This window comes from Pseudomonas sp. LPB4.O, assembly GCF_038383825.1.
GTDB lineage: Bacteria > Pseudomonadota > Gammaproteobacteria > Pseudomonadales > Pseudomonadaceae > Aquipseudomonas > Aquipseudomonas putida.
In genome coordinates, this window is the sequence record NZ_CP151298.1 from 2,058,146 (window position 1) to 2,083,473 (window position 25,328).

Here is a 25,328-nt window from a genome sequence, read left to right on the forward strand (position 1 = left end):
CCCATGCCTACCACGGTCCCCCTGTAGGAGCGGCCTTGCCGGGGCGCCGGACCGGCCGGATGGGCTGCGCAGCAGCCCCAGGATGGCAGACCCAGCACAGATTGCCGTGGCCGCTATGCGGCCCATTCGCGGCACAAGGCCGCTCCTACAGGGACCGCGTGAGGCAGGGCTCAGCGCAAATCGTCCGCCATTTTTGACAGGGTCTCCAGCACCGCCCCCGCCAGCGCCTTCGAACGTGCACCCGACCACCCGGTTACCGGATCGGGCGCGTCGTCGTGGTCCTTGAACGGCATCTCCAGCGTCAGCGACAGGCAGTCATGGGCCATGCCCACGGCATTGCACGCCAGCGTGGTGTTGGCCTGCCCCGGCTCATCACGTGTGTAGCCATACTTCGTCTGGAAGTCCGGCGTAACGCTGCACAACGTAGTGCGGAACTGCTCCTCCAGCTTGGCCAGCCGCGGCGTATAGCCGGGGTTGCCTTCGCAGGCCGCCGTGAACACATGCGGGATTTCCTCATCCCCATGCACGTCGATAAACGCGTCCACCCCATATTGCTTCATCTGCGCCTGGGCAAAGAACACCTCCGGGCTCAGCTCGACACTAGCATCCTGCCAGGCTCGGTTGAGGTCTTTGCCCTTGAAGTTGGTGCGAAGGTGGCCAAGGAATGCGCCATCGGGGTTCATGTTGGGGATAAGGTACAAGTCGGCTTTAGCCAGCAGTTGCTGAACGACGTCATCGTTCGCCTGCAGCCGATCGATCACACCCTCCATGAACCACTCGGCCATGTGCTCGCCCGGGTGCTGCTGGGCGATCAGCCACAGCTTGCGCTTGCCCGCGCCACCGTTGCCGGCGCGCAGCAGGGGGATGTCGCGGCCTTGCACGCTGCGGCCATGGGCCAACAGCTCGACCCCTTCGATTTTCTGGGCACGTTCGATCAACTGGTTGTGGCGCGCGCGTGGGTAGGGCTCGAAGTAGGCAAACCAGATCTGCTCCTGCTCGGCCTTCACTTCAAAGGCCAGTGCCTTGCCATCGAACTGGCTGGGCACACGGAACCAAGTGTGCTGGTCGTAGGAGGCCACGGCGTTATAGCCGGCCCAAGCGTTCTTGTAGGAGGACTCGCTGGCGTTGTCCAGGCTGAAGCGATGAACCTGACCGGGGGTGAGGCCGCTGACCTTGAAGTGGAACCACTGGAAGTGGCCGCTGTGAGTGTCCGGGCGGATGGCCAGGTGCACCTGGGCAGGGTTGCTGGCGTCCAGTACCTGGATGTTGCCGGAATCGAAAGCGCAGTCGATCTGCAGGGGGGATAGCGTCACGGTCATGTGCCGGGCTCCTTTGCGGGCGTTGTTGTAGGGGTACTGTACACGGCTTGGCAGGTTCGCTGCCTCTTTAACGCGGTTGTCATACGGGCATGGCAGCATCCGGGTCCCCCTTTGCACAGGTGAACCTACAGTGCATTCCGGCATGACGCGCAAGCCGTTCATCCTCCGCTCTCGCGACATGCGCAGCGATGACTTTGGTGCTTTGTTCACCCAGATGTTCGGCAACCTGTATGCCGACATGCCGCCGCTGGCCGAGGGCATCAGCATTGGCGGCGTATATGGGCGCTTTGAAGGCATGAGCGTGCGACGCCTGCAGTATGGCGGGGATTTCAGCATCACCCTGCCCACGCCACAGGACGAGATCACCTTCGTGCTGTCTACTGCTGGCAAGATCATTTTCGATCACCGAGGCGAATCGGTTGGTGATGCCCAGGTGGGGCTGGCGGTCGACAAACGCGATATTCGCACGGTGCGCTTTGCCGAAAACCATGCCCAGTGCGGCATGTCGATACACCGCGGGTTGTTTGCCGAGCGCCTGTCCCTGTTGTTAGGCCAACCCTTGGCGGCACCGGTGTGTTTTGCCCCGGTGGTGGACCTGGCGTTGCCGGTGTTCCAGGGCATACGTGCGTTGCTGGAAATGGCCACCGGTACGCAGTTCGACCAGCTGATCAATACCGGCGTGCTGATGCCGACCCGCCTGCAGGAAATGATGGTGGATGCGGTGCTGGAGGCCTGGCCGCACAACTATAGCGATGCCCTGCGCAGCCCTGCGCCCGGGTTGGCGCCGCGCCATGTGAAGCTGGCGATGGCGTACCTGCACGAGCACCCGGCGCGCTTGGTCAGTGGCACCGAGCTGGCGGGGTTGGCCAATGTCAGCCTGCGCGCCTTGCAGGATGGCTTTCGCCGTTTTGCCGGGACCTCGATTGCCGGGTATCAACGGCAGGTGCGGCTGGAAAGTGCGCGCCAGGTGCTGGCGCGCGGGGAGGGCGGGTCGGTGGCCGAAGTGGCCTTGAGCCATGGGTTCAGCAACGCGGGGCGTTTTGCCCAGTACTTCCAGCAGGCGTTCGGAGTAAGCCCGTCTGAATTACGGCGCAGTGGTTAGCGCTGCCGGGCACCGGCAAAGCCGGTGCCAGCGGTTACAGGATCAGAACGCGTAGCTGGCCTTGAGGCTGCCACTCACCCCGTGGCTGTCGCCTCCGCCCATCGCCGCCACTTCGCCGCCGACACTCAATGCACCCAGGTTGGCCATCAGGCTCACCCCGCCAGTGAACTGATCGCGGTTGTCAAATGCCGCACGTTGCTCGATATCCAGCCCCAGCAGATGCCCCCGGCTATCCACCTGCTGATCACCCAGGGCATGCTCGTAACCCACTTCCACTCCCGGCACCAACCGCCAGCTGCCTACCGGAATCGGCGCGAACGACGCCTTGAGGTTGGCCACCGCACTTCGACGGGTTTCTTTCAGGTCGTCCACTTGCAGGGCCAGTTCGCTGCCTTTCTCGGTGAAGCCGTTCAGGTCGACGTGGCTGACCCGCACGCCAAGGCTTGGCTCCAGCACCACGCCATGGGTGGGCAGGCGATAACCCAATGCCAGGCTGGCACCCGCCAGGGTGCCGTTGCTGTCACCTTTGGCCGTGCCCAGGCCGCCGCCCAGTTCGCGCTTGCTGGAGTAGTCGAGCCAGCCGCCGCTGATGACGGCATCGATGAACAGCCCGTGCTCCAGGCTCCCCGGGGCAAAGCGTGCCCCCAGGCTGAGGAAGGTCAGGTCAGTGTCGGCCTCGCCACCGGCACCGCCCACATTGCCGCGGTTGTAGCCAAAACCGGCATGGCCGCTGAGCTGTTCGGAGAAGCGCTGGGTCATGCCCACCATCAACCCTTGGCTGTGTTCGTTGCTGCTGGCCGCATGGGCTGAGCCGTCAGTGCCCAGGTAGCCGGCCAGCGCCGTGCTCCACAGGCGCGCCTGGCCGACCTTGACGTTGCTGGCGTCGGCAAAGGGCGAAGCCGCGCGCGTGACCATGGCGCCTTGGCGCAACAGGTAGCTGGCGGCATCCGCGTGCACCTGGCCGCCAACCGTCGAGGTCACGCCGCCGAGTGTGCCGGCATCGATGGCCGATTGCAGGTAGTAGTTGTAGGCGCTGTAGCTGCCCGACAGCGAAGTGTCCTGCAGCTCACGCAACAATTGCGCGCCGGCGGCAGCGTTGCCCAGCAGGCCAGCCTCGCCGGGCAGGGAACCATAGCGCACCATCTTGCCGCGCAGCACGTAGATCGTTTCCTCGCTCAGGCCCAGGCCCTGCTTGAGGTAGTTTTCCATGTTGCCGTAGTCGGCGCTGATTTCATCGAGGCCAGCCTGCAGGTAGCTGGCTTCGACCCCCAGTAACGGTGCATAGATTTCGGCCATGCTCGCCGGCATCGCCGCCAGGGTGGCAGCCACTCGGGCGGCGGTGTAGTCGTTGGTTGCCAAGTAGTTGCTCATGATGGTGGCCTCGTCCACCCCGGCGATGCTCAGCAGCACCGCTGCCGTCCAGCCGGTGCGGTCCTTGCCCGCATTACAATGGAACAGCGCCGCGCCATCGGCAGCGGCCAGTTCGTTGAACAGCACGGCAAACTGGCCACGCATGCCGGCGTCATTGACGAAGGCGCGGTTGGTCTCCTGCATCATCGCCCGCGCCTGTTCTGCGCTGCTGAAGGAAATATTGGTGATGTTGGAGCCCGATGTGGTGCTGCCAATGATGTCGATGTTGGTGTAGCTGGCGCTGTCCGGCAGGGTATCGGGGGTGCTGGCTGTTTCGCTTGGGGTGCGCAGGTCGTACACATCGCCGATACCCAGGCCATTGAGGGTTGCCAGGTCGGCGGCGGTCGGGGTAAGGGCATTGGAGCGGTAGAACACGCCCGCCCGCATTGTGCCGTCATGGCTGGTGGTGTAGGCACTGGTGGTGCCGGCGATGTCGCGGAAATTGTCCATGCCGGCCAGGCGCGGGGTGTCGAGCGCTTCGGCAGCGTGGGCGGTGGAAATGGCAAGGGTGAGCAGGGACAGGGAGCAGAGCACACGTTGCAGCACGGATCAGGCCTCAGGCAGTGGTTTGGGCTGTCTACGGTCCTGGAGCAATATGAAACTGAATGTTACAGGTTGCAGTGATGTGTAAAAGCTTGCGCGATCTGTCCTGTTTTTGCGTGTTCTGTCCGGCGACAGGGGCGCAAAGCGCTCCCGTCATCACCCACTGGTTACGACGAGGATTATTCGCGCTCAATATTTTTTGCATATTAGCTTATTACTTTAATCACTTTTATTTATTTGATGCGGCCCGCTACATTCGCAGTTCTTCCAACCTGCAAGGAACTGCGGATGTCCATTCGATCTCGCCTGCTGCTGCTCGCCGCTGTCACACTGCTGGCCACACAGGCATTTGCCAGTGACCGCCTGACCCTGCGCATCGGTGACCAGAAAGGCAATATGCGCGCCCAGCTGGAGGCCGCCGATGCCCTGCGCGACCTGCCTTACGACATCCGCTGGGCAGAATTTCCCGCTGCCGCGCCGTTGGCCGAAGCACTGAATGCCGGCGCGATCGATGCCGGCATCATCGGTGATGCGCCATTGCTCTTCGTGCTGGCCTCCGGTGCGCCGGTCAAGGCCATTGCCGTGGACAAGTCAGACCCGTATGGCACGGCGCTACTGGTGCGCCCTGATGCTGCGCTGCACAGCGCGGCCGACCTCAAGGGCAAGCGCATCGCCACTGGCCGTGGCTCCATCGGCCATCACCTGGCGCTGAAGGCGCTGGATCAGGTCGGGCTCAGCGAAAAAGACGTGGAGTTCCGCTTTCTCGGCCCGGTCGACGCCAAGATCGCACTGGCCAATGGCTCGGTGGACGCCTGGTCGACCTGGGAACCCTACACCGCGCTGGCAGAGCTGAGCGGCCAGGGCAAGGTGCTGGTTAATGGCCGCGGGCTGTCCAGTGGCAACAGTTTTCTGGCGGCCACCGACAAGGCGCTGGATGACCCGGCGCGCAAGGCCGCATTGCAGGATTACCTGGCCCGTTTGGCCGCCGCCCAGGTCTGGGCGTACCAGCACCTGGACAGCTATTCGCAAACCCTGGCCGCGATCATCGGCTTCCCGCAGGACGCTGCCCGGCTGCAATTCGAGCGCCGCCAGTTGCGTTGGCAGGCCATCGACGCGAAGACCATCGGCGAACAGCAGGAAACCGCCGACTTCTACCACGCCCACGGCCTTATGAACCAACGCCTGGACGTTGCCCCGACCTTCGCCACGGGCTTTACCGTGCCCGCCACTGACTCGCTGGCCCAACATTGACCTGGAGACACCCCATGCTGCACCGTAGACATCTGCGTCACCTGGCCCTGGGCCTGCTGCTCGGTGGCCTGCTGCCGTCGCTTGCCAACGCCGAGCAGACCCTGCGCATCGGTTACCAGAAATCCTCCACCCTGCTGACCCTGCTCAAGGCCCGTGGCACGCTGGAGCAGCGCCTGCAGGCCGAGGGTATCCGCGTCAGCTGGCACGAGTTCCCCAGCGGCTTGCCGCTGCTGGAGGCGCTTAACCTGGGCAATGTCGACCTGTCTGCGGATGTGGCCGACACCGTGCCGGTGTTCACCCAGGCGGCCGGTGCCAAGCTCACCTATTTTGCTCGTGAGGCGCCATCGCCCTCGGCCCAGGCCATCCTGGTACCAGCCAGCTCGCCGCTCAAGACCCTGGCCGACCTCAAGGGCAAGCGGGTGGCGGTGACCAAGGCGGCGGGTAGCCATTACCTGTTAATCCAGGCCTTGGCCAAGGCCGGCCTCAGCTTCAAGGACATTACCCCGGCGTACCTGATCCCGGCCGATGGCCGGGCGGCGTTCGAGAATGGCAAGGTCGATGCCTGGGTCACCTGGGACCCCTACGTGGCCAGCGCCCAGCGCCAGCAGAATGCGCGCGTTCTGGCTGATGGCAGCGAGCTGGCGAGCTACCAGCGTTACTACCTGGCCGGCAGCGATTACGCCAAGGCGCACCCTGAAGTGCTGCAGCAGGTGTACCAGGCGCTGCGCGAGATCGGTGCCTGGACCAAAGCCAACCCCGCAGCGGCTGCCCGGGTGCTGGGGCCGCTCTGGGGCAACCTGGACAGCGCCACGGTGCAGCAGGCCAATGGCCGACGCAGCTATGACGTGCAGCCGGTGCAGTTGGACAACCTTGGTGAACAACAACGCATTGCCGATGCCTTCTACCGCGAAGGGTTGCTGCCCAAACCGGTGGATGCGCGAGCGGTGACTGTATTCGAGCCCAAGGCTGCTGACTAAGGCTGCCCTGCAGCCCTTTCGCGACGCAAGGCCGCTCTTACAGTTGATCGCGGTGAAAGATCAATACCCGGCTCGCTTCAGAATCATCGCTCGTGCCTGGCCATCCAGCGCAGCAATGCAGCGATCGGCACGCTGCGGTGAGCCTCGTGCCGGTACGGTTTGCCTTCGGCGGTGTAGCGTTCGCGATAGCGGCTGAGGACCAGATTGCGGCCGTCGGCGGACACCCGAGCCTCCAGTTCGTGCAGCAACAACGGTTGCCGGGCGGCGCCTTCCAGGCGCCGGAACAGCAGCATGGCCGCTTGCGCATCATTCATGGCCGGTTACCTGCGGGCAATTGGCTTGCCACGTTCCGGGCTTGCCTGCCTTGCCTTCTGCTACGAGGTTGTTGCGTTGCTGCGCGGTGTAGTCGCGCAGCGCCAGGTAATAATCGGGCCAGGTTTGCAGCCAGGCCGTCAACGGTAGCGCGGCGGCGCGGCTGTCCACGACATGCCCGGCAGTGGCCACGGTACTGAGGGTGTCGACCGTATCGCTATTGTCGCCGAACGGGTCCACCGCCAGGCTCAACACGCTGCCCGTTGCGTCGCGCAGGTTGTGCGTACCCAACAGCGGCAGTTCGACGGTGGGGCCATTGGCGATGCCCCAAACCCCGAAGGTCTGGCCAAAGTCTGACCTGTGCTGGCTCAAGCCCATTTTGCCCGCCACATCGATTACGCCCGCCACACCCAGGGTGGTGTTGAAGATGACGCGTGCGAGGCTGGTCATCGCCCGATCGCCATTACCCTGCAGCAGGTCATTGACGAATACCTTGGGCTCGCCAAAGTTGTTGGCAAAGTTGTGCACGCCTTGCCGGGCAAAGCCGGGGAGCATGCCATAGCCCCGGGCGACAGGCGCCAGCAGGTAGTCGTCGACCGTGCGGTTGAAGGCGAATACCGCGCGGTTGGCCGGCTCCAGCGGGTCACTGACCTGATAGGCGAGGTTGCCGCAGGCGCTGGTGGCGTGAGCGCGTTGGCTGCAGGCTCCGGCCGCGAGCAGCGATAACACCAGCGCAGCAGAGCGCGCCGTACGGGAGGTGGATGATGAACGGGACATAGAAACATTCCTGGCAAGAACTGGCGGCGATGCTGCGCAATGTTCGTTGCCCGGTAATGTCCGGATCGTCTCGGCACTGACACTTTGTTTCCGGGTTGAAATATATGACGACCGCAGGGGCATGGCCTTAAAGTACGGCTTGTTTACCTTGTCTGTGGTGCGTGTTCGTGAGCCATTTGCTGATAGTCGACGATGATGTCGAGGTGCTTGACCTGCTGCAGAAGTTTCTTCGCCAGCATGGTTACGAAGTGGACGTGGCCCAGGATGGCCAGGGGCTGTGGCAGGCGCTTGATCGGCGGGTGCCTGACCTGGTCATCCTCGATGTAATGTTGCCCGGCGACAGCGGCCTGGTGTTGTGCCAGCGGCTGCTGGCCGAACACAAGGTGGCGGTGATCATGCTCACGGCCATGGGCGAGTTGAGCGACCGGGTTGTGGGCCTGGAACTGGGGGCTGACGACTACGTGACCAAGCCGTTTGCTGCCCGTGAACTGCTGGCGCGGGTGAGGGCAGTCTTGCGTCGGGCCGGCGAAAAGGCAGTGGGCACGGCGGGCCACACCAGTAATAGCCTTGAGTTTGCCGGCTGGCAGCTGGACGTGGTGCGGCGCGAATTGCGCTCGCCGGACAACGTCATGATCCCCTTGTCCAATGGCGAATTCGAACTGCTGCTGGTGTTTGCCGAACACCCGCGTCGGGTGCTCAGCCGCCAGCAATTGCTGGACATGGCCCGTGGTGATGCCTACGACGCTTATGACCGCAGCATTGACGTGCAAGTAAGCCGGCTGCGCCGCAAGCTTGAAACCGACAATGGGCATGAGCCCCTGATCCGTACACTGCGCAACGCCGGTTACCTGTTCACCCCCATGGTCGCGAAGCGATGAGCCTGGTTGCCCGGTTTCGCCAGGCCCTGCCGCAGCCCAGAATCACCATTGCCCGATGGATTGCGTTGACCACGCTGACAGCGATGCTGTTCCTGCTGCTGCTCAAGGGGCTGTTCAGCCTGCTGCTGAGTGTGTGGGCGCAACCACCGCTGCTGGAGAGCGGGGTGATCGAGAAGGTTGCAGCGGTGACCCGCATCCTCGATGCCGCGCCCATGGCGCAGCGTGCCAATATCGCCATTGCGGCAGGTGACGGCTCCTATTCCGTGCGATGGTTGCGACGCCATGACGAGGCGGGAGTGCCTGCGTTGGTCGATGCCGAGTTCCGCGAGGGCACGCCTATCCTGCGTGCGCTGCTCAAGCGCCCGGATGCCAGGGTCGAGGCGTTCGAGCCGTCCGATATGCCGGAATACACCTCTGAGCGTGGTTATGCCTTGATGATCGAGCTGGCCGACAAGTCTTGGGTGCTGTTTCGAGCCACAGACCGCAGCTGGGGCCTGGAGGAGCTGCCGCGCAACCTGATCGTCCTAGTGTTGATGCTGGTTTCCAGCCTGGTCGTCGCACTGTTGGCTACACGCTATCTGGCCAAGCCGCTGGAGCGCTTTGCCCAGGGGGTGCGGCGTTTTGGCAAGGACTTCAACGCCCCGCCGATTCCGGTGGTTGGCCCGCACGACCTGCGCCAGGCCATTCTTGCGTTCAATGCCACCCAGGCCCAGCTCAAGCATTACCTGAACGACCGTACCCAGATGCTGGCGGCAATCTCCCACGACTTGCGCGCACCGCTGACGCGCATGCGCTTGCGTGCCGAGTTCATCGACGATGCCCAGCTACAGGCCAAGTTGTTCAAGGACGTGGATGAGATGCAGGCGATGGTCGACGCCGCGCTGGCGTTTTTCCGTGATGATGCGCGGCTGGAGCAGACGACCGTGTTCGACCTGGGCGAGTTGCTGCTCACGGTGGTGGACGATTTCAAGGATGCGGGTGTCGAGGTCGGCCTCAGCGGGCCGCGCCGTTGTGTGTATACAGGGCGGCCGGTGGGTATCAAGCGGGTGTTGGTCAACTTGATCGACAATGCCGCCAAGTACGGTCGCGAGCCATCGGTGGTGTTGGCGCTAAGTGCCAGGCAGATCGAGATAACCGTGCAAGACCGCGGCCCGGGCATCGCGCCGGCGCTGCTGGAGCAGGTATTTGTGCCGTTTTACCGTATCGAAGGTTCGCGCAATCGGGACACGGGTGGAGTGGGGCTGGGCCTGCCCGCAGCACGGGCCATCGTGCTGGAACAAGGCGGCAGCCTGACCCTGAGCAACCGCCCCGGTGGCGGTTTGCAAGCAAGGGTCGTGCTGCCGCTGGGTTGATCAGAGGCCCAGTTAGGGGTATAGGCGAGTGCATCTTTGGCCGGGTTGCGGCCGTTCCAGCCATCAGTCCCAGGCAGGCGCCAGGCCGTCAGGGCTGACCTCGCGGCCATTGCGTTCCAGCGTGGCGATGCGTGCCATGTCGTCGGTGTCCAGCTTCAGGTCGCGGGCAAGCAGGTTGCTGGCCAGGTTTTCGCGTTTGGTCGAAGACGGGATTACCGCGTAGCCCAGTTGCAGGGCCCAGGCCAGGGCAACCTGGGCGACGGTGGCCTTGTGCTTGGCCGCGATGTCGGCCAGCACCGGGTCTTTCAGGACCTTGCCATAGGCCAGGGTCATGTACGAGGTGACGGTGACGCCTTGGTCCTTGAGAAACGCGGCCAGCTTGCTGTTCTGCAGGTACGGGCTGAGCTCGATCTGGTTGGTGGCAATTTCGCCCTTGCCAACGATTTCGATGGCCTGGCGAGTCAGTGCGATGTTGAAATTGGACACACCAATCTGTCGGGTCAGGCCCAGCTTTTTCGCTTCGGCCAGTGCGGTCATGTATTCCGGCAACGCTACGCCGTTGCCTGGGGCTGGCCAGTGGATCAGCAGCAGGTCGACGTAGTCGGTGCGCAGTTGCTTCAGGCTTTCGCGCAGGCTTGGGACCAGCTTGTCCGCCGCGTAGTTGTCGACCCAGATCTTGGTGGTAATGAAAAGCTCGCTGCGCGGTACGCCGCTTTCAGCGATGGCTTGGCCGACTTCCGCTTCATTCTTGTAGATCTGTGCGGTGTCGATGGCCCGATAGCCCAGCTCAAGGGCCGATTTGACCGAGTCGATGACGGTCTGGCCAGTGAGTCGGAAGGTGCCGAGGCCGAAGGAAGGAACGCTCATGGGCTTACTCCTGGGAAGTGGGGTTGGATCCTGTGGCAGCCAGTGTGCAGGTTCGCAGGGCAACGAATAACCGGCTGCTGCGTCAAAGTCCTTTGACCTGCGGGCAAGAATCGCGTTTTACCCTGGCCTTCATTACATAAGTAACGCCAGAACGGGGTGAGACCTTGGTCAGCTAACGCTTTTATCAAGCGGACACACTGCCCATGACCCCTTCTGTGATACCTGCCGATTCCATCGATGCACTGATTGCCAGTCATCTGCCTGGCTGGATAAAGCGCGCTCGCGTCGAACACCTGACACTGTTGCGCGCAGCTTCATTGCGTCAGCAGCGGGCGCAGGAGCAACTCCACGCCAGGTTGCAGGCCCTCAAGCCTCTGGACGAGTTCGCCGAGGCGCTGCTCAAAAGTGCGCTCGCGGCGCGCTCCATCACACAGGTAGACCTACGCCTGGCCAGGGTCAGATGGGTGACCCTGCGGGCAAATCCGCCGATATCGCCTGCTTTGCCAACTTCCTCGACGCGGGTCGAAAGTACCCAGTCGCTGCTTTCGGCGGCACTGCACAACTTCCACGAAAATGAAACTCGACCGGGCTGGTTCGCCACAGGGTCACAGCTGGTCAATGCCAGTGGAAAGAGGCTGCCATTGAGCGTTGAGGTCTTCGCCCAGCTCTGTCGCAGCCTCGATATCGGTCGACATTATCAACGCCATCTGCAATCGCAGCTGCAAACCGAAAGCATGGCCGGTATGCAGGTCGAGGCCATCATGGAGGAGGCATTGAGCGCCAGGCTGGAGCTTGACGCGGTTGTCGCCAGGGTCAAGGGTGAAATTGACGAGTTGACGTATCAGCGTATCCGCCATGTTGTCGAAGCAGCATCAGGGCCTGCCGAGGACACCGTTGTGAGGTGCCACACCCTGAGGCTGCTGGGCAAGAAGATCATTGGCGCACTGGCGATCGAAGTGCGTCAGAACGCCCGCCTGGTTGGCGTTATCGCATGGTTGCCTGAGGACCGGTACGCCGCAGTGAGTTGGCATGCCAACTGGGAACTGCTGTACCTGACGCTGGGTGTACGCATGCGTGACGAAGCGTATCGCCAGTTCTTTCAGCGCTTTGTCGCAGAACGGGATCGCGTTGCTTTCTACACGGCCCTGAACGCGCTGCTGAGGCAGGGCAATACTGTTTTACCGCTTGAGCTGGATGGCCGCTGCTTTGCGGTCGAAGGCGACGTGTTCACCGCGCTGCGCAAAGCGCTGCTCGACAAGATGCTGGATGATGCACGGGTACTGGCGGTATCAACGGAGGATGAGGATATCGCCGACCGCCAGGCCCGTCTGCAAGGCTATCTTGACTTGGGGCTCAGCGTGGCAGGCCTGGCAGCGCTGTTTGTGCCCGGGTTGGGCCAGGCCATGCTCGGGCTCACGGTCGCGCAGTTGGCGGGCGAAGTCTACGAAGGGTACGAAGACTGGCAGCTAGGTGATCGCAACGCTGCCTTGGGCCACCTGTTCAACGTGGCGGAGACGGTGGCGACAGGGGCGTTGACGGCTGCAGGGGCGGTGGCTCTCGGCAAGCTCGCCCAGCGCGTGGCACGCGTGGATGCGCTGGTGCCGGTACGCCTGGCGGATGGCCAGTTGCGTCTGTGTGATCCGGCTTTGCCAGGCTATCAGCTAGCGGGCATCGACCTGCCGCCAGGGCAGGCCATCAATGAAAATGGCCGTTCGCTGAGGCGCCTGCACGATGCCGCTTATGAGGTAAGTGAAGGCGACGATGGAGCATGGCGCATTCATCATCCGTCCAGGCCGGGGGCCTATTTACCGGCACTCGAGCACAATGGTGCCGGGGGATGGGTGCATGAGTTCGAGCAACCGCAGCGCTGGCAGGACGCCGCCTACATGGTTCGCCGGCTTGCCAGCCGCACAGCGGCTATTTCCGACGAGGCGGCAGCCTTTGGCGTGCAGGTTACAGGTTACGGCGCTGACCAGCTGCGCCGGTTGGTTCTGGAGAGCGCAGCACCACCGGCGCGTTTGCTCGATGCCATCGAGCGCTGGCACCTGCACAATGAGTTTCCGACTCTGCGGGGTGAGGCATTCGAGGAATTGTTCAATGAGCGGCAGGTCAACCCGAACGCTGCGGACCAGGTGCTGATGCGCGACTTCCCTGGCCTTTCCCATCGCTGCGCACGAGAAATTGTCGAGCAGGCCAACAGTGTCGAGCTCGAGCGCCTGAATGATGCGGGGCGGGTGCCGCTTACCCTGGCGGAGCGAGCACGTTGGGCCGTACGTGACAGCCGAATTGATCGCGCCTTGGCAGGGTTGCGTCAGCCTGCTGCGGTAAATGCTGATACCGAAAAGCTCGCGCAGGGCGGGCTGGGCGATACCCTTGGCGAGCGGGAGGCGGCGGCCCGAATGATTGGGCTGGCCCCGGTGGGGCATGGTGTTCGCCCCCCTTTGCGGTTATTCGATGGGCGCTTGGGCTACCCGCTCAGTGGCCACCTGTCGGGGACCCGCCAGGCGCTGCGGCGCACTTTGAATCATGTGTTCCCGCTGATGACCGGTGAAGAGTTGCAGGCATACCTGCAAGACCTGGCTCGGCGGGGTGTAGAGCCGTGGAACCATGTCAGCCAACTGTTACAAGCCAAGGTCAGCCTCAAGCAGGCATTGCACGCCTGGCGGAGTGAGCCAGGGCTGAACCTGGTTCGCCGCTGGCGCCGGATCAAGGTTGCCAGGCGAATCATGATGAGCTGGCAGCGCGCGACGCCGGGTGATGTAGCGGGTGATTACCACCTGAGCATCGTGGGTGAGCGGGTGGGCAATCTGCCGTCCTTGCCTGAGCATGTGTCTTTCGACCACATCACACACCTCACATTGCGCGATATGCGGGTGACGAGCGTCGAGGCGGGTTTCCTGGTTCGCTTCAGCAACGTGCGTAACCTGGATTTGCGGGGCAACCAGCTGACCCGGCTTCCGGCAGGCATCGAGCAACTGGGCGAATTGAGAAACCTGCGCCTTGCTGACAACCAGATCGTACTTACCCGCGACGACAACCTGCGCCTCAGCCAGCTCGAGGGGCTACGCCGCCTCGAACTGAACGGTAACCCGGTAGGCTTGCTGCCGCCATTGGCATCGTTCCCGCTGATGCGCCGGTTGTCCTTGCGCAACACCGGGCTGGGCGAATTGCCCGTTGATCTGGCCAGGCACGGCAACCTGGAATTGCTGGACATGCGTGACAACCAGATCCAAACGCTGCCTGAGGCACTGTCTGCGCTGCCGCTTCGCTTGTTGCAGGGCCTGGAGCTGCACGACAATCCACTCTCGGATCAGACCGTGCAGCGCCTGCAATTGGCCAGAGCGTCCGCCGGGTTATCTGCACGTCGGCTCGCACCTCACCCATCGTCGGGCCCGAGCGCTGCATTACCTTGGCTGTCGGGGTTTTCCACGGCGCAGCGCGAGGCGCGACTGGCGCTCTGGGCCCGCTTGTACCGGGAGGACGGTGCGAGTGATCTGTTCCGGTTCATTTCAGACTTGCAGGGCCTGCGTGAATACCACGCACAGCCCCGCGATTTTCAGTTGCGGGTGTGGCACATCCTTGATGCCTGCGAGCAGCACGCTGAAGTGCGTGCGAGCCTGTTCGAGCAAGCTAGCCGGCCGCGCAGTTGCAGTGACGAGTTGCTGCTTACGCTCAGCGAACTGGAGATTGGCGCGATGGTCGCCAGGGCTGGAACAGCTGGCGATGGGTTGCACAAGGAGCGGGCGCTGGTGAGGCTGGGGCGTTCTTTAGCCCGCCTGGACAAAGTCAACGCAATTGCGGCCCGGCATATTGCTGAGCAGCATTCTATCGATCCCGTCGAGGTGTATTTGACCTATCGCGTAAAGCTTGCGGATAGCCTCGACCTCCCTGCGCAGCCTGACAAACTGATGTACCAGAGTGTCAGCGGGGTGGGCCCTGACGAGCTGGACGCTGCACGCAACGAGGTTCTGCGAGAGGAAACACCACAAGTCTTGGCGCAGGCCCTGGCAGATCGAACCTTTTGGCAGGCCTACCTGCACGAACACCAGGCGGCACGCTTCAGCCAGATGGAGGTGCCTTTCCAGCAGCGCTTGGATACGTTGTTCATGCAATGGAAAACACTGAGTGACGGCGACTATCTCGCGCAAATCGAGCAAATCTGCACTGAGCGCGAGGCCGTGCGAAACCAGCTTTTGCTGGCGTTGAGCCGGGAGGCAATGCAGCGCCACGGCCTTTAAACGAAACAGCCCGCCGAGGGGCGGGCTGTTCGCTGGAGCGGGACGATCAGCGGCGGCGGAACAGCGGCAGCGGTTCGTCAGTCGCGGCCTGGTAGGTCACCGAGAAGTCCTTCAGGCTTTGCAGCGCGTCTTCCGGGTCCTTGTCGGCACGGATGGCGAACGCATCGAAACCGCAACGGGCCATGAAGAACAGCTGGTCGCGCAGTACGTCGCCGATGGCGCGCAGCTCGCCTTTGAACTTGTAGCGGTCACGCAGCAGGCGCGCATTGGAGTAGCTGCGCCCGTCGGTGAAGGCCGGGAAGTTCAGTGCGATGACCTGGAAGTACTGCACGTCTTCGCCGATTTCTTCCGCTTCTTCGTCGCTGTCCAGCCACACGCCCAGGCCGCCGTCGCGGGCCTTGAGCACGTGGGCATGGTCACGCCACAGCTGCAGCGGCACGATGTAGTCGTCGCAGTTGGTCAGCTCGTCGAACGAGGTTTCCTTGGGCAGCAGGTGCCAGGTTTCGTCGACGATCTGGTTGTTCTTAATGATTCGCTGCATAGACGCGTTCCTTGAAGGGGTCGATGCCGATACGCTGGTAGGTGTCGATGAAACGCTCTTCCTCGGTACGTTGCTCGACGTACACGGCGATCAGCTTCTCGATCACATCGGCCATGGCATCCTGGGCGAAGGACGGGCCGAGGATCTTGCCCAGGCTCGCGCCGCGCGCGGCATTGCCGCCCAGCGATACCTGGTAGAACTCCTCACCCTTCTTGTCCACGCCGAGGATGCCGATGTGGCCCACGTGGTGGTGGCCGCAGGCGTTCATGCAGCCAGAGATGTTCAGGTCGATCTCGCCGATGTCGAACAGGTAGTCCAGGTCGTCGAAACGGCGCTGGATGGACTCGGCGATCGGGATCGACTTGGCGTTTGCCAGCGAGCAATAGTCACCGCCCGGGCAGCAGATGATGTCGGTCAGCAGGCCGATGTTCGGGGTGGCGAAGCCGCCTTCGCGCAGTTCCAGCCACAGCGCGTGCAGCTGGCGCTGCTCGACGTCGGCGAGGATGATGTTCTGCTCGTGCGAAGTACGCAGGAAGCCGAAGCTGTAGCGCTCGGCCAGGTCGGCCACGGCGTCCAGCTGCTTGTCGGTCAGGTCGCCCGGGGCAACGCCGGTAGGCTTCAGCGACAGGGTTACAGCGACGTAGCCGGGGCGCTTGTGGGCACGGGTGTTACGCGAGCGCCAACGGGCAAAGCCTGGGTTTTCGGCGTCCTGGGCGGCGTAGTCGACGTTTTCGAGGGCCAGGTAGTCCGGGTCGACGAAATGGCGCGATACGCGCTGCACTTCGTCTTCGGTCAGGGTGGTGCTGCCGCCGCGCAGGTGGGCCATTTCGGCCTCGACCTTCTCGGCGAACACTTCAGGCGTCAGTGCTTTGACCAGGATCTTGATCCGCGCCTTGTACTTGTTGTCACGGCGACCGTAACGGTTGTACACGCGCAGGATGGCGTCCAGGTAGCTGATCAGGTCCTGCCACGGCAGGAACTCGTTGATGAACGAGCCGACCACCGGGGTACGGCCCAGGCCGCCGCCGACCAGTACACGGAAGCCCAGCTCGCCAGCAGCGTTGCGCACCGGCTCCAGGCCGATGTCGTGCACTTCAATGGCAGCGCGGTCTTCCTGCGAGCCGTTGATGGCAATCTTGAACTTGCGCGGCAGGTAGGCGAATTCCGGGTGGAAGGTGGTCCACTGGCGGACGATTTCGCACCACGGGCGCGGGTCGATGATTTCGTCTGCGGCCACACCGGCAAACTGGTCGGTGGTGGTGTTGCGCAGGCAGTTGCCACTGGTCTGGATCGCATGCATCTGGACGGTGGCCAGTTCGGCGAGAATGTCCGGAATGTCTTCCAGTGCCGGCCAGTTGTACTGCACGTTCTGGCGGGTGGAAATGTGCGCGTAGCCCTTGTCGTAGTCGCGAGCGATCTTCGCCAGGGTGCGGACCTGGCGGGCGCTCAGCTGGCCGTACGGCACGGCGACACGCAGCATTGGCGCGAAACGTTGGATGTATAGGCCGTTCTGCAGGCGCAGAGGGCGGAATTCTTCTTCGCTCAGCTCACCGGCCAGGTAGCGGCGGGTCTGATCACGGAACTGCTTGACGCGGTCCTCGATGATCCGCTGATCGTACTCGTCGTATACGTACATAAAAGTCCTGTCTCAGGCATGCAGCTATTCGCGCGCACGGCCGCGCACTCCGGTACGGAGCCGGGGAACGATATCAGGTTGCGGTTATGCGCTAAAGTGATGTTTTTGCATATGAAAAGAACCAAATGAACTATGTGAGACTGACTGCCATTTGTACGCTGGCGGTAGCCAGGCGTTTATAATCCGGGGTTTGCTTCGCAGAGATGTGACCCCATGCTCAAGGCCCTGTGCCAAAGCTTGTGTCTTGCCCTGCCACTGGCGGCAAATGCGCAGCCGGCCTCGGTGGTGTTTCTCAATCCGGGGCTGTCCACCGAGACGTTCTGGACCAGCTACACCCGCTTCATGCAGGCCGCTGCGGACGAACTGGGCATGTCCCTGCGCGTGGAGTACAGCGAGCGCCGCGCCGACCTGGCGCTGACCCAGGCCAGGGCGATCCTGGGTGGGGCGCATCGGCCGGATTACCTGGTGTTGGTCAACGAGCAGTACGTGGCACCCGAAATTCTGCGGTTATCGCGTGGCACCGGGGTCAAGCTGTTGCTGGTCAACAATGGCCTGACCCCCAGCCAGGCCCGCAGCATCGAGACCCAGCCCGACAAGTATGCCGAGCCCTTGGGTACCTTGATGAGCAATGACGAGCAAGCGGGCTTCCAGATGCTGCACCTGATGGTTGCGCAACTGCCTCGTGACGCAGGCCCGGTGGACCTGGTGGCCTTTGCCGGGCTCAAGACCACACCGGCTTCGCAGCTGCGCGAGGAGGGCATGCGCCGCGCCCTGGCCGACTTCCCTCAGGTCCGCCTGCGCCAGGTCGTATACGGCGGCTGGAGCCGCGAGCGCGCCTACGAGCAGGCGCAGCAATTGCTGGAGCGATACCCGGCCACTCGCCTGGTGTGGTCGGCCAATGACGAGATGGCCTTTGGTGCGATGCAGGCGTTCGAGGAGGCCGGGCGCACACCGGGGCGTGACGTGCTGTTCGGCGCCGTCAACAGTTCGCCCGAGGCCTTGCGTGCGCGCATCGACGGGCGCTTGAGCGCGCTGATGGGGGGGCACTTCACCCTTGGCGGTTGGGCCATGGTGATGTTGCACGACGATGCCCAGGGTGTCGCGCTGAACCGCGACGGCCAGCGCGTGCACAGTGCCCCGGTACTGCAGGCAATCGACCAGGCCAAGGCCAGGCGCTGGCTGAAACTGCTGGAACGGCCCGACTATGGCGTCGACTTTCTGCATTACAGCGCCGAAGGGCGGCCGGCCAGCTACCAGTACCCGTTTCTGACGTCACCGGTCGACTATTGAAAGACCTTGCTTGAGGGAAGGGCATTGCTCGTCTTAACTGCTGGTTGTGAAGTGCATTCCCATAACCACTACAAGAGGCAATGCAATGGGAAACTCAACCAAGGTCCGCAAAGCTGACAGCAGCGTCGATGCCTGGGCGATCCTCTGCCTGATCGTCCTGGTGGTGGTCACTGCCGTGTATTGGGTCAGCCACCAGTAGACTTTTCTTTTAGACCGTGATGTAGCCAGAGCGCCTGCGGGAGGGAATCCCGCAGGCGTTTTCATTTCTAGCGGGCGGTAAGGTGCAGGGCCAGCTGCACCAACCCGATCAGCACCATAATGAATATCAGGGTGAAGAGCGTGCCCAGTGCAATGAAATGGCTGGCTTTGCCGTGGGTGAAGTCGCGAGCGCGGTTCTTGCCGCTTTGCACGCCAAAGGCGGCGGCGAGGATGCTGTGCAGCATCTGCCAGAAGGTTGGGGGTTTGCCTTGGCTGGAATCGTCCATGGTGGCTCCTGAAGAATCAGAGGCAATCAAGGACAGTGTAGGTGCCCATTGGGGCTGCTGTGCAGCCCCAATAGTCTTAGTTGTCGTACCCGAGGTTCGGCGCCAGCCAGCGCTCGCTCACGCTCACATCCTGGCCTTTGCGGGCGCTGTAGCGCTCGATCTGGTCCTTGTCGACCTTGCCCACGGCAAAGTACTGCGCCTGCGGGTGGGCAAAGTACCAGCCGCTGACCGCCGCCGCCGGGAACATTGCAAAGTGTTCGGTCAGGAACACCCCGCTTGGCCCGGTTTCGCCGATGGCGGTGCCGTCGAGCAGGCGGAACAGGGTTTCTTTCTCGGTGTGGTCGGGGCAGGCCGGGTAGCCCGGGGCCGGGCGGATGCCGCTGTACTGCTCCTTGATCAGCGCTTCGTTGTCCAGGTGCTCGTCGCGGGCATAGCCCCAGTGCTCTTTACGCACCTGCTCGTGCAGCCACTCGGCGCAGGCTTCGGCCAGGCGGTCGGCCAGGGCCTTGACCATGATCGAGCTATAGTCGTCGCCTTTGTCCTGGTAGGCCTTGGCCACTTCTTCGGCACCGATGCCGGCAGTGGTGATGAACCCGCCCACATAGTCGGTGACGCCGCTGGCTTTTGGCGCGACAAAGTCGGCCAGCGACCAGTTGGGCTTGCCGTCCGGCTTGATGGTCTGCTGGCGCAGGTGGTGCAGGGTGGCCAGCGCCTTGCCGTCCTCTCCGTACACCTCGATGTCGTCATCGGCCACCTGGTTGGCCGGCCAGAAGCCGAACACCGCGCGGGCGCTGATCAGCTTCTCGTCGATCAGCTTGTCGAGCATCTCGCGGGCGTCCTTGTACAGCGAGGTGGCAGCTTCGCCAACCACTTCGTCGGTGAGGATGCGCGGGAACTTGCCGGCCAGGTCCCAGGAGATGAAGAACGGGGTCCAGTCGATGTATTCGGCCAGGGTGCGCAGGTCGATGTCTTCCAGTACCTTGACGCCGGTGAAGGAGGGCACCGCTGGCTGGTAGCCGGCCCAGTCGTACTGCGGCTTGGCGGCGATGGCCTGGGCGTAGCTCAGGCGCTCGGTGCGGGCACTGCGGTTGGCGGTGCGCTCGCGCACATCCACGTACTCCAGGCGGGTCTTCTCGACGAAGCCCGGCTTGAGCTCCTTGGACAGCAACTGAGTGGCCACGCCAACCGCACGCGAGGCGTCGGTGACGTAGATGACGGCGTCGTTGCTGTACTTCGGTTCGATCTTGACTGCGGTGTGCGCCTTGGAGGTGGTGGCGCCGCCGATCATCAGGGGCAGTTCGAAGCCCTGGCGCTGCATTTCGCGGGCAACGTGGACCATCTCGTCCAGCGACGGGGTGATCAGGCCAGACAATCCGATGATGTCGCACTTCTCGTCGCGGGCGGTTTGCAGGATTTTCTCGGCAGGCACCATGACACCGAGGTCGACGATGTCGTAACCGTTGCAGCCCAGTACCACGCCGACAATGTTCTTGCCGATGTCGTGCACGTCACCTTTTACCGTGGCCATCAGGATCTTGCCCTTGGCTTCTGGCTTGTCGCCTTTTTCTGCTTCGATGAACGGAATAAGGTGCGCCACTGCCTGCTTCATCACACGCGCCGACTTGACCACCTGGGGCAGGAACATCTTGCCTGCACCGAACAGGTCGCCCACCACGTTCATGCCGCTCATCAGCGGGCCTTCGATGACCTCGATGGGGCGTGCGCATTGCTGGCGGCACTCCTCGGTGTCCTCGACGATATAGGCGGTGATGCCTTTGACCAGTGCGTGCTCCAGGCGCTTGCCGACCGGCAGCGAACGCCAGGCTTCGTTTTCGACTTCCTTGGTGGCGCCGCCGCCTTTGTAGTCGTCGGCAATGGCCAGCAGGGCATCGGTCCCTTCCGGGGTGCGGTTGAGCACCACGTCCTCGACCTTCTCACGCAGCTGGGCCGGGATTTCGTCGTAGATCTCCAGCTGGCCGGCGTTGACGATACCCATGGTCAGGCCGTTGCGGATGGCGTGGAACAGGAACACCGAGTGGATCGCCTCGCGCACCGGGTTGTTGCCACGGAACGAGAACGACACGTTGGACACACCGCCCGAGGTCAGCGCATGGGGCAGGTGGTCACGGATATAGGCACAGGCCTCGATGAAGTCGACGGCGTAGTTGTTGTGCTCTTCGATGCCGGTGGCGACGGCGAAGATGTTCGGGTCGAAGATGATGTCTTCCGGCGGGAAGCCCACTTCGTTGACCAGAATGTCGTAGCTGCGTTTGCAGATTTCCTTCTTGCGCGCGGCGGTGTCGGCCTGGCCGACCTCGTCGAAGGCCATCACCACCACGGCGGCGCCGTAGCGCTTGCACAGGCGGGCGTGGTGCTTGAACTGCTCGACGCCTTCCTTCATGGAAATGGAGTTGACGATGCCTTTGCCCTGAATGCACTTCAGGCCGGCTTCGATCACTTCCCATTTGGAGGAGTCGATCATGATCGGCACGCGGGAAATGTCCGGCTCGCCAGCGATCATGTTGAGAAAACGGACCATGGCCGCCTGGGAATCGAGCATCCCTTCGTCCATGTTGATGTCGATCACCTGGGCGCCGGCCTCGACCTGCTGCAGGGCGACTTCCAGGGCTTCGGTGTAGTTCTCTTCACGGATCAGCCGGGCGAACTTGGCGGAACCGGTGATGTTGGTGCGCTCACCGACGTTGACGAACAGCGACTGGCGATCGATGGTAAACGGTTCCAGGCCCGACAGGCGACAGGCCTTGGCGATCTCCGGGATCTCGCGAGGCTTGTATTTGGCCACGGCTTCGGCAATGGCCTGGATGTGGCCCGGGGTGGTACCGCAGCAACCACCGATGATGTTGAGGAAACCGCTGGCAGCGAATTCCTCGACTACTGCCGCCATTTCGGCCGGGGTCTCGTCGTACTCACCGAAGGCGTTCGGCAGGCCGGCGTTGGGGTGGGCGGAAACGTGGGTATCGGCCTTGGTCGACAGCTCTTCCAGGTACGGGCGCAGGTCCTTGGCGCCGAGGGCGCAGTTCAGGCCCACGGAAATCGGCTTGGCGTGGCGCACCGAGTTCCAGAACGCTTCGGTGGTCTGGCCCGACAGGGTACGGCCGGAGGCGTCGGTGATGGTGCCGGAGATCATGATCGGCAGTTCGACAGCGTCCTCCTCGAACACCTGCTGCACGGCAAAAATGGCCGCCTTGGCGTTGAGTGTGTCGAAGATGGTTTCGATCAGGATCAGGTCGGCGCCGCCCTCGATCAGGCCACGGGTGGCCTCGATGTAGTTCTCTACCAGCTCATCGAACGTGACGTTGCGGTAGCCGGGGTCGTTGACGTCCGGGGAAATCGAGCAGGTGCGGCTGGTAGGGCCGAGCACGCCTGCGACGAAGCGCGGCTTGTCGGGCGTTTCCAGGGTCTTGGCATCGGCTACCTGGCGGGCAATGCGCGCGCCTTCCACGTTCAGCTCATAGACCAGCGATTCCATGCCGTAGTCGGCCTGGGAAATCTGTGTGGCATTGAAGGTGTTGGTTTCAAGGATATCCGCCCCGGCATCGAGGTAGGCTTTCTCGATGGCAGCAATCACGTCCGGGCGGCTGAGCAGCAACAGGTCGTTGTTACCCTTCACATCGCTTGGCCAATCGGCGAAGCGCGTGCCACGATAGTCGTGTTCCTCGAGACGGTAGCTTTGGATCATAGTACCCATGCCGCCGTCGAGGATCAGGATGCGCTCTTTGAGTGCGTTCTGGAGTGCTTGGAGACGAGCGCTGCGGTCGGACATAGGAACTACCTGGTCGGGCAAATATCAGAAGGTGCGGAATCATATCAAAGTTGCGCGGTTCTTAGGCGCATCGCCCATTTGCATGAAAACCGCTCATGTTGATGACACGGTTAACAGCACCCGGCACGACCAGGCAACAAACGTGATGGCTTTTTGAAATCAGGACTTTTCGCACATGGTGCATCGTATCCTTGCCGGCGCCTTCGCCCTGCTCATCAGCGGCGCGGTGTTCGGGCAAGCCCCCCAGTCGAGCCCGGCTATTTCGTACACCCGGGACATTCAGCCGATCTTCACCGAGAAATGCGTGGCCTGCCATGCCTGCAACGACGCCGCCTGCCAGCTGAAGCTGGAAAGCCCCGAAGGTGCGGTACGTGGGGCCAGCAAGGTCCCGGTCTACGAGGGCGACCGGAGCAAGGCGGTGCCCACCACGCGGCTGTTCTACGACGCCCACAGCGAAGAGCAATGGCGCAAGAAAGGCTTCTACTCGGTGCTCGACAACCAGGGCAGCCAGGCCGCGCTGATGGCGCGCATGCTGGAGCTGGGGCACAAGACCCCGCTCACGCCCAACGCCAAGCTGCCCGAGGAAATCGTCCTGGGCCTGAGCCGCAACAACATGTGCCCGTTGCCTCATGAGTTCGACGCCTATGCAGGTGCGCACCCCAAGGAGGGCATGCCGCTGGCGGTGACCGGGCTGACAGACAAGGAATACGACACCATGCGCCGCTGGCTGGCGGCCGGTGCGCCAGTGGAGTACCAGCCGATCAAGCCCAGTGATACCGAAGCCAGGCAGATCGCCGACTGGGAAGAGCTGCTCAACCGCCCGGGTTCCACCGAGGCGCTGGTTGGCCGCTGGCTTTACGAGCATCTGTTCCTGGCGCACATCTACTTCGTCGGCGGCGAGCAGGGCCACTTCTTCCAATGGGTGCGGTCACGCACGCCCAGCGGCCAGCCGGCCGACATCATTGCCACGCGTCGCCCCAACGACCCACCGGGCACCGACTTCTATTACCGCCTGATCCCGGTGCAGGGCGTGATCGTGCACAAGACGCACATCACCTACCCGATGGGGCCGCAGAAGCTCAAGCGGGTGAAGCAGCTGTTCTACGCCGGCGACTGGCATGCCGCCGCGCTGCCAGGCTACGGCCCGCGTCACCGGGCCAACCCGTTCGAAACCTTCGAGGCCATCCCGGCAGTGGCGCGCTACCAGTTCATGCTGGATAACGCCGAGTACTTCGTGCGCACGTTCATCCGTGGCCCGGTGTGCCGCGGGCAGATCGCTACCGACGTGATCCGCGACAACTTCTGGGCGTTGTTCCAGGAGCCGGCCTTCGACCGCTACATCACCGACGCCAATTACCGTGGCGAGGCCACGCCGCTGCTGGCCATGCCCGGGCAGATCGATGACGTGGGCAGTGTGCTGAGCCTGTGGCACGCCTACCGCGACAAGCGCAACGCGTATGAAAAGCTGCGCCGCGACGCCTATGCCGACATGCCGGCGCCGGGCTGGTCGACCTTGTGGGCCGGTAACGACAACGCGCTGCTGAGCATCTTCCGCCACTTCGACAGCGCTTCCGTTACCAAGGGCCTGATCGGTGATGTGCCGCTGACCATGTGGTTGTTCGACTATCCGCTGTTCGAACGCACCTATTACCAACTGGCGGTCAACTTCGATGTGTACGGCAATGTTTCGCACCAGTTGCAGACGCGCCTTTATTTTGACCTGATCCGCAATGGCGCCGAAGTCAACTTCCTGCGCCTGATGCCGGCCGAAAAGCGCAAGGACATCCTCGGCGACTGGTACCAGAACAGCGGCAAGGTGAAGATGTGGATGGATTATGAAGACATCGATACCGACACGCCCAGTGGCATCTCGCTGGACGCGCGTAACCCCAAGCGCGATTTTGGCCTGAAACTGCTGCAACGCACCGGCAGCCTGAATGCTGCGCCCGACCCGATAAACCGCTGCCAGGGGGCCTTCTGCTCACGGCCGCAGGTGAGCGAAGAGTTCCGCAATGCCGAGCAGTCGCTCAGCCGCCTGGTGTCGCGCCCGGCTGCCGGATTGAAAGTAATCAACCAGTTGCCCGAAGCGACCATGCTGCGCATCGAAGGGCAGGGCGGCCAGCGCCAGGTGTACAGCCTGCTGCGCAACCGCGCGCACAGCAACGTGGCGTTCCTGCTGGGCGAGGCGTACCGCTACCAGCCGGGGCTGGATACCCTGACTCTGTACCCGGGCGTGCTCAGCAGCTACCCCAACTTCATCTTCAATGTTCCAACCAACGATGTGGCGGAATTCGTCGAGGACATGGAGTATGCGAAAGACGATGCAGCCAGGTTCGAGCGCATTGTCATGCGGTGGGGGGTGCGCCGTAGTCACCCTGACTTCTGGCGCTACTTCCATGACCTGAACAGCTTCATCAAGGAGACCGCGCCGGTCGAGGCGGGTGTGCTGGACATGAACCGCTATGAGAACCTCTGATCGGGTAGGCTGACCTTTCCGAGTACCCTGCGGTCGGAAATGGTGGGTGGTCCGGGAGCTGCTATGCAGCCCGATGGCCGGTGGGCGCGG

17 protein-coding genes are annotated in these 25,328 nt (G+C 62.9%); 8 read left to right on the forward strand and 9 right to left on the reverse strand.

The window, feature by feature from the left end:
* Window positions 1–170: 170 nt before the first annotated feature.
* A complete protein-coding gene (locus tag MRBLPB4O_RS09340) occupies window positions 171–1,319 on the reverse strand; it encodes a M14-type cytosolic carboxypeptidase (RefSeq protein WP_341798175.1) in 1,149 nt (382 codons plus the stop codon).
* A gap of 142 nt (window positions 1,320–1,461) precedes the next feature.
* On the opposite strand from MRBLPB4O_RS09340, the gene MRBLPB4O_RS09345 reads away from it, so the two are divergent.
* On the forward strand, window positions 1,462–2,421 hold the full coding sequence (locus tag MRBLPB4O_RS09345) for an AraC family transcriptional regulator (RefSeq protein WP_341798176.1): 960 nt from the start codon (window positions 1,462–1,464) through the stop codon (window positions 2,419–2,421).
* Window positions 2,422–2,463: 42 nt separating this feature from the next.
* Here MRBLPB4O_RS09345 and MRBLPB4O_RS09350 read toward each other — a convergent pair whose 3' ends face one another.
* The gene (locus tag MRBLPB4O_RS09350) at window positions 2,464–4,377 is read right to left on the reverse strand and encodes a tyrosine-protein phosphatase (protein ID WP_341798177.1); all 1,914 of its coding nucleotides are present in this window, start codon (window positions 4,375–4,377) and stop codon (window positions 2,464–2,466) included.
* A 285-nt stretch (window positions 4,378–4,662) separates the two neighbouring features.
* Between MRBLPB4O_RS09350 and MRBLPB4O_RS09355 the strand changes: the two genes are divergently transcribed.
* Window positions 4,663–5,625, forward strand: coding sequence for an ABC transporter substrate-binding protein (locus MRBLPB4O_RS09355; protein WP_341798178.1), 963 nt, complete (start codon window positions 4,663–4,665; stop codon window positions 5,623–5,625).
* 14 nt (window positions 5,626–5,639) lie between these two features.
* Window positions 5,640–6,602, forward strand: coding sequence for an aliphatic sulfonate ABC transporter substrate-binding protein (locus tag MRBLPB4O_RS09360; RefSeq protein ID WP_341798179.1), 963 nt, complete (start codon window positions 5,640–5,642; stop codon window positions 6,600–6,602).
* A gap of 83 nt (window positions 6,603–6,685) precedes the next feature.
* Here MRBLPB4O_RS09360 and MRBLPB4O_RS09365 read toward each other — a convergent pair whose 3' ends face one another.
* On the reverse strand, window positions 6,686–6,916 hold the full coding sequence (locus tag MRBLPB4O_RS09365) for a hypothetical protein (RefSeq protein WP_016500501.1): 231 nt from the start codon (window positions 6,914–6,916) through the stop codon (window positions 6,686–6,688).
* The gene (locus tag MRBLPB4O_RS09370) at window positions 6,909–7,691 is read right to left on the reverse strand and encodes a VacJ family lipoprotein (protein WP_341798180.1); all 783 of its coding nucleotides are present in this window, start codon (window positions 7,689–7,691) and stop codon (window positions 6,909–6,911) included. The genes MRBLPB4O_RS09365 and MRBLPB4O_RS09370 overlap by 8 nt, the downstream gene beginning before the upstream one ends.
* Window positions 7,692–7,858: 167 nt before the next feature.
* Between MRBLPB4O_RS09370 and MRBLPB4O_RS09375 the strand changes: the two genes are divergently transcribed.
* Window positions 7,859–8,569 carry a response regulator gene (locus tag MRBLPB4O_RS09375; protein WP_341798181.1) on the forward strand — a complete coding sequence of 237 codons (711 nt, stop codon included), beginning with the start codon at window positions 7,859–7,861 and terminating at the stop codon, window positions 8,567–8,569.
* The gene (locus tag MRBLPB4O_RS09380) at window positions 8,566–9,921 is read left to right on the forward strand and encodes an ATP-binding protein (RefSeq protein ID WP_341798182.1); all 1,356 of its coding nucleotides are present in this window, start codon (window positions 8,566–8,568) and stop codon (window positions 9,919–9,921) included. Before MRBLPB4O_RS09375 ends, MRBLPB4O_RS09380 begins: the two co-directional genes overlap by 4 nt.
* Window positions 9,922–9,984: 63 nt before the next feature.
* Here the strand turns inward: MRBLPB4O_RS09380 and dkgB are convergent, their stop codons facing one another.
* The gene (gene dkgB, locus MRBLPB4O_RS09385; protein WP_341798183.1) at window positions 9,985–10,788 is read right to left on the reverse strand and encodes a 2,5-didehydrogluconate reductase DkgB; all 804 of its coding nucleotides are present in this window, start codon (window positions 10,786–10,788) and stop codon (window positions 9,985–9,987) included.
* 203 nt (window positions 10,789–10,991) lie between these two features.
* On the opposite strand from dkgB, the gene MRBLPB4O_RS09390 reads away from it, so the two are divergent.
* A complete protein-coding gene (locus tag MRBLPB4O_RS09390) occupies window positions 10,992–15,026 on the forward strand; it encodes an NEL-type E3 ubiquitin ligase domain-containing protein (RefSeq protein WP_341798184.1) in 4,035 nt (1,344 codons plus the stop codon).
* Between the two features lie 46 nt (window positions 15,027–15,072).
* On the opposite strand, the gene MRBLPB4O_RS09395 is transcribed toward MRBLPB4O_RS09390, so the two are convergent.
* Both MRBLPB4O_RS09395 and MRBLPB4O_RS09400 read right to left on the reverse strand, forming a co-directional pair.
* Window positions 15,073–15,567 carry a DUF934 domain-containing protein gene (locus MRBLPB4O_RS09395; RefSeq protein ID WP_016485947.1) on the reverse strand — a complete coding sequence of 165 codons (495 nt, stop codon included), beginning with the start codon at window positions 15,565–15,567 and terminating at the stop codon, window positions 15,073–15,075.
* On the reverse strand, window positions 15,551–17,203 hold the full coding sequence (locus MRBLPB4O_RS09400; RefSeq protein WP_341798185.1) for a nitrite/sulfite reductase: 1,653 nt from the start codon (window positions 17,201–17,203) through the stop codon (window positions 15,551–15,553). Before MRBLPB4O_RS09400 ends, MRBLPB4O_RS09395 begins: the two co-directional genes overlap by 17 nt.
* A gap of 213 nt (window positions 17,204–17,416) precedes the next feature.
* On the opposite strand from MRBLPB4O_RS09400, the gene MRBLPB4O_RS09405 reads away from it, so the two are divergent.
* Window positions 17,417–18,493, forward strand: a complete 1,077-nt coding sequence (locus MRBLPB4O_RS09405; protein WP_341798186.1) for an ABC transporter substrate-binding protein — start codon at window positions 17,417–17,419, stop codon at window positions 18,491–18,493.
* Between the two features lie 266 nt (window positions 18,494–18,759).
* Here the strand turns inward: MRBLPB4O_RS09405 and MRBLPB4O_RS09410 are convergent, their stop codons facing one another.
* Together MRBLPB4O_RS09410 and metH are read right to left on the reverse strand one after the other, a co-directional pair.
* A complete protein-coding gene (locus tag MRBLPB4O_RS09410) occupies window positions 18,760–18,978 on the reverse strand; it encodes a DUF2970 domain-containing protein (protein WP_086976649.1) in 219 nt (72 codons plus the stop codon).
* Between the two features lie 76 nt (window positions 18,979–19,054).
* Window positions 19,055–22,762, reverse strand: a complete 3,708-nt coding sequence (metH, locus tag MRBLPB4O_RS09415) for a methionine synthase (RefSeq protein WP_016500491.1) — start codon at window positions 22,760–22,762, stop codon at window positions 19,055–19,057.
* A 175-nt stretch (window positions 22,763–22,937) separates the two neighbouring features.
* Here metH and MRBLPB4O_RS09420 point away from each other — a divergent pair, with 175 nt between their 5' ends.
* Window positions 22,938–25,238, forward strand: a complete 2,301-nt coding sequence (locus tag MRBLPB4O_RS09420) for a fatty acid cis/trans isomerase (protein ID WP_341798187.1) — start codon at window positions 22,938–22,940, stop codon at window positions 25,236–25,238.
* Window positions 25,239–25,328 lie beyond the last annotated feature (90 nt).

Bases quoted from the DNA above. Each gene is read 5' to 3' on its own strand.
- MRBLPB4O_RS09340 (WP_341798175.1), bottom strand. From the start codon at position 1,319: ATGACCGTGACGCTATCCCCCCTGCAGATCGACTGCGCTTTCGATTCC.
- MRBLPB4O_RS09345 (WP_341798176.1), top strand. From the start codon at position 1,462: ATGACGCGCAAGCCGTTCATCCTCCGCTCTCGCGACATGCGCAGCGAT.
- MRBLPB4O_RS09355 (WP_341798178.1), top strand. From the start codon at position 4,663: ATGTCCATTCGATCTCGCCTGCTGCTGCTCGCCGCTGTCACACTGCTG.
- MRBLPB4O_RS09360 (WP_341798179.1), top strand. From the start codon at position 5,640: ATGCTGCACCGTAGACATCTGCGTCACCTGGCCCTGGGCCTGCTGCTC.
- MRBLPB4O_RS09365 (WP_016500501.1), bottom strand. From the start codon at position 6,916: ATGAATGATGCGCAAGCGGCCATGCTGCTGTTCCGGCGCCTGGAAGGC.
- MRBLPB4O_RS09370 (WP_341798180.1), bottom strand. From the start codon at position 7,691: ATGTCCCGTTCATCATCCACCTCCCGTACGGCGCGCTCTGCTGCGCTG.
- MRBLPB4O_RS09380 (WP_341798182.1), top strand. From the start codon at position 8,566: ATGAGCCTGGTTGCCCGGTTTCGCCAGGCCCTGCCGCAGCCCAGAATC.
- dkgB (WP_341798183.1), bottom strand. From the start codon at position 10,788: ATGAGCGTTCCTTCCTTCGGCCTCGGCACCTTCCGACTCACTGGCCAG.
- MRBLPB4O_RS09390 (WP_341798184.1), top strand. From the start codon at position 10,992: ATGACCCCTTCTGTGATACCTGCCGATTCCATCGATGCACTGATTGCC.
- MRBLPB4O_RS09395 (WP_016485947.1), bottom strand. From the start codon at position 15,567: ATGCAGCGAATCATTAAGAACAACCAGATCGTCGACGAAACCTGGCAC.
- MRBLPB4O_RS09400 (WP_341798185.1), bottom strand. From the start codon at position 17,203: ATGTACGTATACGACGAGTACGATCAGCGGATCATCGAGGACCGCGTC.
- MRBLPB4O_RS09405 (WP_341798186.1), top strand. From the start codon at position 17,417: ATGCTCAAGGCCCTGTGCCAAAGCTTGTGTCTTGCCCTGCCACTGGCG.
- MRBLPB4O_RS09410 (WP_086976649.1), bottom strand. From the start codon at position 18,978: ATGGACGATTCCAGCCAAGGCAAACCCCCAACCTTCTGGCAGATGCTG.
- metH (WP_016500491.1), bottom strand. From the start codon at position 22,762: ATGTCCGACCGCAGCGCTCGTCTCCAAGCACTCCAGAACGCACTCAAA.
- MRBLPB4O_RS09420 (WP_341798187.1), top strand. From the start codon at position 22,938: ATGGTGCATCGTATCCTTGCCGGCGCCTTCGCCCTGCTCATCAGCGGC.